Annotated in this window: 2 protein-coding genes; both read left to right on the forward strand. The window is 33.6% G+C overall.

Translation table 11 applies throughout. The features are described from left to right. The first annotated feature begins 38 nt into the window (after positions 1–38). Entirely contained in the window at positions 39–13,874 is a 13,836-nt protein-coding gene (locus tag AC0L4B_RS12335) for a T9SS type B sorting domain-containing protein (protein WP_473437186.1), read from the forward strand. Positions 13,875–13,897: 23 nt separating this feature from the next. Further along, positions 13,898–14,896: a PorP/SprF family type IX secretion system membrane protein gene (locus AC0L4B_RS12340; RefSeq protein ID WP_473437187.1), complete on the forward strand. Its 999-nt coding sequence runs from the start codon at positions 13,898–13,900 to the stop codon at positions 14,894–14,896. The last annotated feature ends 25 nt before the right edge of the window (positions 14,897–14,921 follow it).

Consider the following 14,921-nt stretch of genomic DNA (forward strand, 5'->3'; position numbering starts at 1 on the left):
AAACCTTTTTTGAAAATTGATTTAAAAATAATAGTATCATGGAAAGACCTACTTATTCTAAGATTGCCATTTTATTTCTACTCTTCTTTTGTAGCTATACAATGGTATCACAAAACTTTCAAGGATTTACACCTAGATTTAATGATGATTTAAAAGGAGATATTTTATTAATTGGAAATAATATTTTAGGACCTAGTAATAATGCTTTTAATAATAATTCGTCATTCAATCATAATGTAGAAATGAACTATATTGACATTGATAATGATGATACTACATTTAGTTCATCTAGTGCGGATTTAGAAATACCAAATCCAAACTGTTATGAAATTAAATACGCTGGATTATATTGGGGAGCTGTAAATCCTGGCAATCAACCTATCGATCAAGTGAGGTTTATGGCACCTGAGGGTGGATATACAGATATTCAAGGAACTATAATTTATGAAGCAGGAACTAATTCTGTTGATGGAGGTAATAGTTTTTCATATGCGTGTTATGCTGATGTTACTAGTTTAGTTACTAGTGTAACAAATAATCTAGGAACCTATACTGTAGCAAACGTATCATCAGGTACTGGCGAAACAGCAAATTTTAATCCATATAATGGTACAGGTCAATCTGCAGGTTGGTCTTTATTTGTTGTATATGAAGACCCTACTCTACCTGGTAAGTCAATTACAAGTTTTGATGGTTTCAGTGCAATAAGTGCTTCTCAAAATCCAACAGCAGATATCTTAGTTGATGGATTTAGAACGATACCTGGGCCTGCACCAGTTAGAGCTAATTTTGCTTTTGCAGCTTTAGAAGGAGATAAACCTATTTCAGGTGATAGATTAAGATTAAATGGTACAGCATTGTCTGCTGCGGATAGACCAGTTAACAACTTTTTTAATAGTTCTGTTACACAATTAGATGCTACTCCAGTAAATAATCGTAATCCTAATAGTACAAATACATTAGGATTCGATACGGGTATATTATCTATACCCAACCCAGGCAATTCTGTAATTGCAAATGATGCCACTTCAGCGACGGTTAGATTAGAAACTAGTGGAGATACTTATTTTCCGTATTTTTTCGCTTTTGCAGTAGAGATAATAGAACCCAATATTGTTTTAACAAAAATTGTAGAGGATGATGCAGGTAATAATATTGGTGGACTTGAAGTAGGTTTAGGTGATAGTTTAAATTATGTTATTGGTTTTCAAAATACAGGAAATGATAATGCTACTAATTTTCAAATAAGAGATATACTTCCTGTTAATATTTTGTTTGACTATCCGACAGATTTAATTTTACCACCAGGAGTTACAGTAGCTAGTTATGATCCTACTACGCGTGAATTAATTTTAGATATTGAAGATTATTTAGTCGAAGAAAATGATCCTGTTTATGAAATAAGAATAGAGGCTCGAGTTGTTGATGCTTGTAATCAGTTAGCAGATGCTTGTTCCAATATAATAAACAATCAAGCTTATGCAACTTATAATGGTTTTTTCAATCCAACTTTTGAAATTTCGGATGACCCTAGTTTAAATGCTAATACAGGCTGTTTAATTACCCCTCAAGCAACTAATTTTTTAGCTAATTTAGATTGTGAATTTACACAAAATGAAATTCTTTGTGGTGCAACTCTAGAGTTAACTGCTGCAAATGGATATGACTCTTACTCTTGGTCAACTAGTGAAACAGGCTCTCCAGTAATTGGTACAGGACAAAATATAACTGTAGATCAAACAGGTACATATTATGTATATAATACCGCAATTGCACCATGTCAATCTATTCAACAGGAATTTGTTGTAGATCTTTTTGGTGGTAATATTGAAAATCCAGTTATTCCTTATGCGGACGAAGTTGTTACTTGTCCTGATAACGGAAAATTATTGCCAAATATATTTTTATGTGGTATTAATGATTCCACTTTTATAGAAACTAGTATCGCTGGTGCGGAATCTGTTATATGGGAACAATTAGACGAAACTAGTTGTGATGCAGTTTCAAATTCAGATTGTGCAAATGAAGACAATAGTTGTGTATGGAACGAAGTTGAAAATGGACCAAATTATTTAGCAAATACATCTGGTCAATTTAGAATAACAATTAATTATGATGGAGGATGTTTCGTTCAATTTTATTTTAATGTATACCAAAATATTTTAAATCCTACAGTTGAATCGACAGACATAATTTGTACTACAGACGGAAGTATTACTGTTAATGATGTACCTTCTGGTTATGAATATAGCTTAGATGATATTAATTATCAAGCAAGTAATGTTTTTAGTGTTACAGCAGCTGGAATTTATACAGTTTACATTAGACAAGTTGATGTAGATACTAATCCTTGTGTATTTACAGTTCCAGATATTCAAATCAGAGTTCGTGATTTTACAGTATCTTCTACAGTTATTCAGCCTTTCTGTAATGGTGACCTAGGAACCATACAACTAGCAGCTAATGATGTAGAACCACAATATACTTTTGAACTATTCCAAAACGGAGCTTTAGTTAATAGTGTTGGTCCAATATTAGAAAACACACATGCTTTTGAAAATTTAAATCCAGGAACTTACACCGCTACTGTTGAAACTGAAGATGGTTGTACTTACACTGAAGATGTAATTATTGTAGAACCACCTTTATTAACTGTAACTGCAGCAATTACAAGTCCTTTAACTTGTAATGATGGTGAAATAACAATTTATCCTGATGGTGGAACCGCACCTTATTTCTATTTTATAAATAGTACAACAGATTTTCAAACGGTTCCTGAAGTAGTTGTTACTTCAGCTGGAACTTATGACATTACAGTTGTAGATTCTAATAACTGTATTGCTACTACTACTATTACAATTGATGATATCCCAGCTCCAGTTTATACAATAAATAGCACAGATATTTTATGTTATAATGATGCAAACGGTCAAATTGATATTAATGTTACTAATGCTAATGGTTATACTTTAGAATACAGTATTGATAACGGAACTACTTTTTCTGCCAATCCAACATTTAATAATTTAGATGCAGGCGATTATGAAGTAATTATTAGTTATGAATTAGATGGTTCTGAATGTTTTACAACTCCTGAAACTATAACAATAAATCAGCCTGATGCTGCTTTAACTGCAACAGCTGGAATATCTGCTTTAGCAGGTTGTGGTCCTTCTGGAGAAGGTACAATTAGAATAACAAACCCACAAGGAGGAACACCTTTTCCTGCACCAAATTTATATGAATATAGTTTTGATAATCAGGCTACATGGGTCACAACAAATGAATCTTTTGTAACACCAGGAACTTATACAGTTTATATACGTGATGCTAATGGATGTATCTATTCTATGGAAGATACTATTCTAGATCAAGAACCTCCTGCTCCAACTATAGAAATTGGTGATACAAACTACAATTGTGATGGAACAGGTAATGCAACAGTTACTGTAACAAACAATGGTGGTTCTAACTTTTCTTATGAGTATTATCTAGATGGAGTTTTAAATCCAGATACTACAAATCCAGAAGTATTTACTGATGTACCAACAGGTACTCATACAGTTAGTGTAGAGTATACATTGCAAGATGTTCCAACATTTAGTAATTTATTACTAGAAACCTTTGGTTATGGTCAAAATACTACCTCTCCTGGAATAAATACTACTTATTATTGCTTTGAACATCAAATAGCGCCTGGAGCTTGTAATGGTACAACACATATCAATGACGGTGAATATTCTGTTACTTCAGATATAATAAATCCGTTTGGTACATGGTTAGATCCAGTTGATCATACTCCTCCAACAACTCCTCCAACACAAGATGGTAGATTTTTAGTTGTAAACATTGGAGCTTCTATTCCTGTTACAGCTATACTATACCAAAAAGAAATAAATGATATTATCCCTAATCAACCAATACAAGTTGAATTTGCTGCACTTAATTTACTTAGAGTTGGGACAAATGGATTTGATCCTAATTTAGTAGTCGAATTAATTGATGCTGGTGGTAATATAATTGATTCTTACAGTACAGGAGATATTCCAAAAACAAATAATTGGATAGAATATCCTACTTCACCTGCAACATTAGATCCAGGACCAAATACTAGTTTAACTTTTGTTCTAAGGTCTAATGTACAGCAAACAGGTGGTAATGATGTTGCAATAGATGATATTAGAGTATTTCAACTACCTCAGTCATGTACTACTATTGTAGATTTCCCTTTTATTATTGACTCAGATAATGCTTTTACTGCAGATATTACTGGTACATCAATGGTAAGTTGTTCAGGTAATGCAGATGGTGAAGTAACTATAGCTGTACAAAATTATGATACAACAAATGGATTTGAATACTCAATAGATAATGGAGTGACTTGGATTGCACAATCAACTTCTCCATTTACAATTACTGGATTAACCGATGATACATACAACATTAGTGTTCGTTATGATGATGCAGCTGATACCTGTCAATTGGATTTCACAGAAACAATTACATCTGCTGACCCTTTAACAATAAATGTTACTAATACTGAGGTTACCTGTCTTGAAGGTGCTACAATAACAGTTTCTGCTACAGACGGAACTCCTGGTTATTCTTTTCAATTAATTGATACAGTTGCTCCTTTTACAGCCACAGATTTTAATAATGGTGTCCTAACAGATGTTGCTCCTGGTACATATACAGTCGAAGTAACTGATGCTGCTAATTGTACAAACTCTACAACATTAGTTTTAGATGCACCTGTTGCTCCAACAGCAACTATTAGTACTACTTCAGATTATTGTTATGATGCTGCAAATGGTGCTACTTTAGAGGTTACTGCTTCTGGTGGTGTAGCGCCTTATGAATATAATATTAATGGAGGTGAATTTCAAGATGAAAATACTTTTGAAAATCTTACTCCAGGTACTTATACTATAATTGTTAGAGATACTTATGGATGTGAAGTTACTTTACCAGCCGAAACTATTGAACCAGAATTAGTATTAAATACTACAATTACTAAAAATTTAGATTGTACAACATCTCCAGATGCTGAAATTACAGGAACAATAACTGGAGGTACAGCTCCTTACACCTATGCTGTTTCAGAAAACGGTGGTGCTTATACAGATTTAGGAACTACAGGTACACCTTTTACTTACTCTGCTCCTACTGATGGTACTTACCAATTTCAAGTAACTGATGCTTTAGGTTGTATTGCTGAATCTGAAATAAATACTATAGATGCAATTTCAACACCAACAGGTACAGCAAATGGTATAGATCCTTTATGTTTTGATGATGCAAATGGAGAAATTCAATTATTTGCAGATGGTGGTTCTGGAGGCTATACTTTTAGTTTTAATGGTAGTGCCTTTACTGCAACGTCATTTTATGACGGGTTAGATGCAAATACGACTACAGCAACTACAACAGAATATACATATCAAATACAAGACAGTAATAACTGTGTGTCTCCTGTTTATACTATTACATTAAACAACCCTACAGAAGTAGAAGCTACTGCAATAATTTCAAATAACACTAACTGTAGTACAACTACAGAAATTACGGTAAGTGCTACAGGTGGTGCAGGAAATTATGAATTCAGTTTTAATGGAAGTACATCTTATACTGCTAATAATATCTTAACAGTAACTAATACTAACGCAACTCAAACTATCACTTACTCCGTGAGAGATGCAAATGGTTGTATAGATACCGAAACTATAGATATTCCGCCTTACAATCCTTTAACAGGTATGACTTTTGCGGATTCTAATGTAATTACATGTAATGACACTACTACAAATGTAACCGTAACACCAATTGATGGTGTAGCTCCATTTACTTTTGAAATTACAGCTCCAGCTTCAGAAACATCAAACGTTTCAGGAGCTACTTCAGGAACATTTACAAACTTAGCTCCTGGAAATTACACGTTCCAAATTACAGATTCAAATGGATGTACAATTAGTGCTTCTCATACAATTGATCCTGAAATTAATATAGCTATTGCACAAACTAATACAAATCAAGTATGTTTTGGTTCAGATGATGGTTCTGCTGTATTTACCATGACAGATGTTAGTAGTTTAGGTAACTATACTTATACTCTATCACCTTCAGCAGGAACAATCACTCAGACTGATAATGAAGTTTCGATTACAAACCTACCTGTAGGTACATATACTTTTGATGTTATAGATACTGCAACAGGTTGTTCTGACTCTGCATCAATTACAATTGATCCTACTACACAAATTACTTTCACAGCATCAGCTACTAACATAAACTGTAATACAACAGAATCTACTATTAGCTTCACAAGTTTAACAGGTGGTTCTGGCGGATACACTTATGCTTATGTTACTTCTGGTGATACTGCTCCTTCAGCTGGTGACTATGGAACAAATACAATAGTTGATACGGCTACACTAGGTTTAGTTATTGATGTTTATGTAATGGACAGTAATAATTGTGCTGTTATGGATACTGTTACTATTATTAGTGATCCTTTACCTACCGTTACTGCTACTATTGATAATCAATGTACAGGAACAGGAAATAATTTCACTATTACTGCTACTGCTACAGGTGTTGCAACCTTAATGTATAGTATTGATGGAACAAACTTCCAATCTGGTAACACTTTTAACGTGACTGCCGGAACTTATACAATAACTGCAAGAGATGGAAATGGTTGTATTATTACTGATACTGTAACAGTAAACCCTCAATTATCTCTTTCTGCAGTATTAGATAAAGACATAACATGTTCACTACCAGATCAAGCTCAAGTTACTTTAACTGCAACTGGTGGTGATGCAACAACTTATACTTATGCCTATTCAACTGATGGTGGTACAACTTTTACAACAATAGCTAGTAATGTGTTTAATACTAACACTCCTGGAAGTTACATTTTTATGGTAACTGATGCTAATACTTGTACTGTTGAAACAACAACAGCTATTGAAATTACACCAGCAACAGCTCCTGATATTACTGTAACTCAAACAGGATTTATTAATTGTAATGCAGAAGAAACCGCTTCAATTTCAATAACTCCAGATACTACCGTAGGTCAAGCTCCTTATGATTATGAAGTCTATAATACAACGACAAGTACTTCTTATGGTACTCAAACTTCAGGTTTACCTGCAGGAGACTATACTGTAACAGTAACTGATGCTAATGGCTGTACTGAAGTAGAGTTAATTACCATTAACCAACCTGATGCTATTACAGTAAATCACTCAACTGTGCCAATTACTTGTGATACAGCAAACGGTACTTCACAAGGATCAGTAATTGTAGATAGTGTAACTGGTGGTACAGGTCCTTATAACTACTTCGTAACAGGAACAAATGGTTATGATGAATCAGAATTAAATAATATTGGAGATACCTCTACAACTTTTGATGTTGTTGATTTCGGGTTATACCAAATAAATATTGTAGATAGCAATGGATGTTCAGTCTTGATTCAAGATGTATTAGTTGCCTCTCCTCCAGATGATTTAGATATAGTTATAGATTCAACAGTAGATTGTACAACAGGTGGTGAAGCTACTGTGACAGTAAGTACTGCTTTAGCAGGAAATGGGCCATTTTATTTTGATATTTATGACGGAACTATTCCACCACCTCCACCAGGAGGAACATGGCAACTAGAGTCTTCTCCAGGATCAGTAACTTTTACAGGATTAACTAGTGGTGTTACGTATACATTTATAGTTTATGACTCATTAACAGGTTGTACATATTTTGAAACTGCTGATTCGCCTATCCCAACAAATTCGACATTAACAGTTGATTCTTTAACGTCAAATAATATTACATGTACAGGTAATGCTGATGGGAATGTTTCGTTTACTATTAACAACCCTGAATCTTCGGCAATTGATGTTGATTATGAAATATTTAATTCATTGTCAATAACAACTACAGGTATTACAGGTTCTGGAACTGTACCAGCAAATGGAGCTTTACCAGTATCTGACTTAGGACCTTTACCATATGGAAATTATTATGTTTTAATTTCTCAAACTTCTGGAACTAATGCAGGTTGTGGTATTATAACTTCAACTTTCAATATTACAGAGTCGGCTATTAGTTTTGGTCTTACAGCTTCTGTAACCTCTAATGAAAATTGTAATGATTTAGGAGTAATAACAGGAATTGCAACAGATGGAACTGCACCTTATCAATATCAAATTTTATTAGAAACTGATACAGCTCCAGATGCAACAAGCACAGCTTGGGCTTCTGCAAATACATTTAATGTACCAGCTAATGTTTATACCGTATATGCTATAGATGCCTATGGATGTATTAGAGATGTAGATTTAACTTTAACTAGAGATGCTGAGCCTATTATTGATCCTCAAACAGCACCTTGTTTTGATGGTAGTCCAATAAACATTACAATTACAGGTAGTGTATCTGTTGGTAGTCCATTATATAGTATGAATGGAACAACATTTGTTTCTAGTCCTGATTTTTCAGTATCCTCTCCAGGAACTTATACTTTATATATTCAAGATGGAAATGGATGTGTGGCTTCAACACCATACGTTGTAAATGATCAGTTATTATTAAGTGCTGCATTAACTAGTCCTTTAGATTGTACTGCGACACCAAATGCAGAAATCACTTTAACTGCTACAGGTGGAGATAATACAACTTATACTTATGAAGTATCAACAGACGGAATAACATTTAGTCCAATGGCTACCAATGTGTATTCTGCTGCTTCAGCAGGAACCTATACTTTTATGGTTACGGATGCTGCTGGTTGTGAGTCTACTACAACTTATACTGTGGACGCTATACAACCAACTACATTTACAACTGTAGAAACAGATGTAAGCTGTAATGGAGGTAACGATGGAACTATTACGGTAACAACTACATCTGCTACAGGACCTTTCATGTATCAATTAGATTCAGGAACACCTCAAAGTTCAAATGTATTCACTGGTTTAACTCAAGGATCTTATACAATAACTGTAATAGATGCTAGTTCTTGTACGTATGCAAGTGCTCCTATTACTATTGATGAGCCGACTATTTTATATGCTACAGATTCTTTATCAGCAATAACTAATTGTGATGTAGAAACTATAATTACTGTATTAGGTCAAGATGGCACGCCTACAACTTCTGGTGATTATTTCTATGAGTTTAACGGAAATGGTTTTTCTACAACAAATACTTATACAGTAAATGATAATGGAACAGTTCAAACTATAACATATATTGTTAGAGACGCTAATGGTTGTGAAGTTTCTGGATCTGTAATGGTAGATCCTTTAGATCCACCAACAGACTTAGACTTCACCTCTACTCCGATTACATGTTTAGTAAGCACAAGTGACGTTACAGTTACTGCTACAGGTGGAACTACAGCTTTAAGTTTTGAAATACTTTCACCTGCAAGTGCTACTGGTAATACATCAGGTGCATCAAATGGAATATTTACAGGATTGACTATAGGTGATTACACTTTCCAAGTTACAGATGCTAATGGCTGTACTTATGAAGAACTTTATACTATTGAAGATGTTGAAAATATAGAAGTAAATGGTCAGTTAGTTAGTGATGTTACTTGTAATCCTGGAACAGATGGAGAAGTAACATTTACAATTTCTAATTTTGAAAGTACTTACAGCTATTCTATAAATGGAGCTCCAGATGTGACTGGTCAAACTAACCCAACAGTTACAGTTTCTGGATTAACTTCTGCAAGTACACAAACAATAATAATTACTGATGAAGCTACAGGCTGTACAGCGACTGCTTCAGTGGACGTTGATCAATCTGCTCCTTTAGATTTAATTGCTGATGCATTTGTAAATGCAAATTGTAATGATGGTGCACAAGTTAGTGTTACTGCTTCAGGAGGAAACGGAAATTACAGCTACTCATTTGTAGTTAGTGGTTCTCCAGCAGGAACATATTCAAGTTCAAATTCTGCTGTATTAGATCCAGCAGTCTCTACTACTTGGGATGTATATGTACAAGATACTAATGGTTGTGTAATAACAACACCTTTAACAATTACTATAGACACAGATCCAATTCCATCTGGAATTACAGTTACTGGATCACAATGTATAAGTCCTTCAAATGACTATTCATTTACAGTAAATGTTGCTTCAGGAATCGCTCCTTATGAATATAGTATTGGTAATGGATTCCAAACTAGTCCTACATTTACAGTTAGTGCTTCTGGAACTTATACCATAACTGTTAGAGATGCCAATGGTTGTTCAGATACCGTAACTTATTCTATTGACGATCCTGTTGCTATTTCACTTACAGGAGTTTCACCAAGTTGTAGTGATGACGATGGTCAAATTACAGCTACAGGTTTTGGAGGAACAGGTAACTATACGTATGCAATTAGTCCAAATCCTGCATCAATATCATTAACAGGTAATGTATTTACAGGAGTGCCTTCTGGTACATATGTAGTAACAATTACGGATACAACTACTTCTTGTACAAACGATGCAACTATAACTTTAGATACAGCAACACCAGTTACATTTACTACAAGTGTAGATGATGTAACTTGTAATGGTGAAAGTAATGGAGTTATTACTGTAGATTTACCTGCAAGTAATGATAACCCTATTTATACTTATCAAATAACTGCACCAATAACAGTTGGTCCACAAAACTCAAACATATTTACAGGATTAGCTGCTGGTACTTATACTGTACAAGTAAATTCTGGAAGAGGTTGTTTTGCTACTGAAGATGTAGTAATTGCAGAACCTAATATAATAGTTGTATCTGCTCCAACAGTTGTTCAATATGAATGTACTACAGGAACAAACACTATTAATTATGCTTCAATTACAGTGGATAATGTAACAGGCGGATCTGGTACTTATACGATTTATGAATTTGTTGAAAGTGGTACTGTAGTTCAATCAGGAACTAGTAATGTTTATACTGAATCTGATAGCTCTGGTGGAACTTATACAATTAATGTCTATGACGACCAAGGATGTTTAGGAACAACAACTAGTACAGTAACTATTGATCCTTACATTGATTTAGATGCTATAACAGTTGTAGTTGATAATGCTATTACTTGTACTAACCTGGAAGATATTACAGTAACTGTATCTGCTACTAACGGTACACCTACTAATTTAGAATTTACTTTAGAAGATGTAACTGGATCTGTAACAGGTGGTGTTTATAGTCAAACAAATACTACAGGAGTATTTACAGGATTAGATGTCACTAACTATATAATTACAGTTACTAATTTAGATACTGGTTGTAGTTTACAAAGCACGCATTATGTTAATGATCCAAATACATTTGAATTATTAATAGATACTGTTGTAGATGTAACATGTTTTGATGACAATGATGGAAGCGTAAATATTACATTTATAGATCAAGTTATTAATGCAAACAACCCAGATCAAGCAGGACCTTTTGACTATACTATTTTAGATAGTTCAGGTTCAACTGTTAATTCTGGAACAACAACAGATGCTGGTCCTGTAACAATTTCAGGATTAGTTGGTGGTACATATACAGTAAATGCAACTTTAACTGCTACTCCATTCTGTACTGTTAGTCAGAGTTTTACAATTACAAGACCAACAGAAACTTTAGCTTTAAGTACAACACAGACATCAGTAACATGTCTTGATGGTATGGGAAGTATTTCAGCTGTTGGAACAGGTGGATGGGGTAATTTAGAATATGAATTATCTGGTGACGCTACTGTACCATATTCTTCTAACGGAACGTTTACAGATTTATCAGCTGGTACTTATACTGTTAGTGTTAGAGACTTCCAAGGATGTATTGTTTCAGAAGTTGTTGTTTTAAGTTTACCAGCACCTATTGATGCTACTGTTACTGCAAGTGCTTCAACATTATTATGTTTCGGAGATCAAGATGTTAGTATTACTGTTAGTAATGTAACTGGTGGTCAAGGTGAAAACTATACTTATATATTAAATAGTTCTTCTCCTACAGCAAGTAACTCTGGACCTCAAACTTCAAATGTATTTACAAACTTAGCTGCTGGTACATATACAGTATCTGTAGCAGATGGTTTAAATTGTACATTTACTTCTGCAGATATTGTTATTGGACAACCAGAACAAATAGCGGTTAGTTTAGTTAATTCTAGTACAAATGTTTGTCCTGTAGCTTATGAGCTTACATTATCAGCAACTGGAGGAACAGGGATTTATAGCTATAGTGACGATAGTAACTTTACCAATATTTTAGGTACGTTTACAACATCTACTACAATTCCTGTATCAACAGGTACACACCAATACTATGTAACAGACGCTAATAATTGTACAGCAATGGTTTCAAATGAAATAACCATTGATCCTTTACAAGATTTTGTGATCAACTTACAAAGTGATAACCCAACAATTAATTGTGCTGGAGATAATAGCGGAAGCATTGTAGCTACAGCTCAAGGTGGATTAGGTAACTATACTTATAATTTATTAGATGGATCAGGAACTGTTATTGAAACTACAACAGAGAGTCCTGCAAGTTTCACAGATCTATTTGCTGGTACTTACCAAGTTGAAGTAGTTAGTGATAACTGTTTAACTGAAGTTGAAACTATAACTATTACAGAACCTACATCTGCATTACAAGTTACATTTGTAGCTACAGATATTACTTGTAGCGGTGAAGATAATGGTACTTTAGAGATCAATGCTACAGGTGGAACAGGTGTAATAAAATATGCACTATCACCTCAATTAAACCAATTCTTTGATACTAATGTCTTTGAAAACTTAGAAGCTGGTGATTATGTATTTATTGCTCAAGATGAATTAGGTTGTTACTATACTGATACGTTTACGATTGTTGATCCTCAAGCTGTATTAATTCAAATAGTTCCAGACTCATTAATGGGTGAAACTTGTGAAGGTGAAGCTGATGGAGCGTTTAGTATTGAAATTTCTGGAGGAAGCCTACCTTACAGTGTAGTACTTGATGATCCTAATGGAACATATATAACAGGTGGTCCAACACAAACTGTGTTTGACTTTACAAACTTAGGAGGTGGTGATCATATTGTATACATTATAGATGATGCAGGTTGTAATCCTTTTTTTAATATCACATTCCCAGATTCTGTAACTATTGACCCAACGGTTCAAGTTGATTACTTATGTGATAATAATATATTAACAAACATCGTAACTGTATTATTTGATGAAAGTATTACAGATATGAGTCTTTTAGAATTCTCATTAGATGGAGGAACCCCTCAATCAAGTAACATTTTCAATAATGTACCTGTTGGAACAAATTATTCTGTAGAGGTAACTCATACAAATGGATGTGTACAATACACCGGGTTCTTTGATATTGAAGATTATCAACCTCTTGCATTAATATTATCTGAAGGAAGTGGTCCTGGAGAAATTATTGCTGAAACAACTGGAGGTACAGGTGATTATACTTACACGTTAAATAATACTAATCACGGAAGTACAAATCAATTTGTTGTAACACAAACTGGTACATACATAGTAATTGTAACTGATAGTGCTGGATGTCAAGCTGAAGCTTCTATAGATATCGAAGTTGTTGGACCATGTATTTCTAACTACTTTACTCCTAATAATGATGGTGTAGCTGATACTTGGGCTCCTGGTTGTGTAGAAGACTTCCCAGATTTAACATTTGATATTTTTGACAGATATGGTCGTAAAATTGCGACTTATAGAGTTGGAGAATATTGGGATGGTAAATATGATGGAACAGAATTACCAACTGGAGATTACTGGTATGTTGTAAAAACAAACAGTACATTATTAGATAAAGAGTATGTTGGACATTTCACATTATACAGATAAAAAGAATTTAAAAAAATAGACAAATGAAAAAATTAGCACTATACATCGTTGTTCTTTTTACTTCTTTCTCTTTTGCGCAAGAATTAAACTTACCTGTATTTACTCAGTATTTAGCAGATAACGATTTTGTTATTTCTCCTACTTACGCAGGTATTGGTGATAATGTAAGAATTAGAGCCAATGGTTTAACACAATGGGTTGGTATAAAAAATGCGCCAGATAATCAAGCATTGTATGCCGATTTTAGAATTGGAAATAAAACAGGAGTTGGTTTATCATTATACAATGATAAAAATGGAAATACTAGACAAAAAGGAGCTAAATTTTCTTTTGCGCATCATATTACTTTAAGTGATTATTCTCAACAATATCTTTCCTTTGGTTTATCGTATAACCTAAATAGTTTTAGAGTTGAAATAGAAAATTTTGAAGGTAATGACGAGATGCCAATCGTTGATCCAAGTATAACAGATGACAGATCTATTAATAATAGTAATTTTGATGTTGGTATTTTATACCGTTACAAACTATTTTATGCTAGTCTAAATGCTAATAACATTTTAGATAAAGACATCGATAATTTTACAGGAATTGAACCAAGTAAATTATTAAACTTTCAAGCTTATACTGGTTATATTATTCAAACATCAAAAAATACCGAACTAGAACCTTCAATCTTTTACCAAAGATATAATAACGATGGACGTTCTAGTACTGATGTCAATTTTAAGTATAGAAAATTTAATCGTTCTGGTGATTACTATTGGGCTGGAGCTTCATATCGTTTTTTAAATGACCAACCTTTCAAACCTCTTAATATTGGACCTATGGCTGGAATAATGAAAAATGGATTTTATTTTGCTTACTCTTACCAAATTACGATGAATGATTTATCTAGTTTTAATTCTGGTACACATGCAATAACAATTGGTATAGACTTTTTACAAGGCTTAACAGGTTGTAAATGTACCCAAGGAACTAGCTGGAGAAGATATAGAGAAGCTGGATTAAATAAAAAATAATAAAATGAAAACCTTAGTTGTATGT

The sequence above is a fragment of the Olleya sp. NP1-10 genome (genome assembly GCF_055804415.1).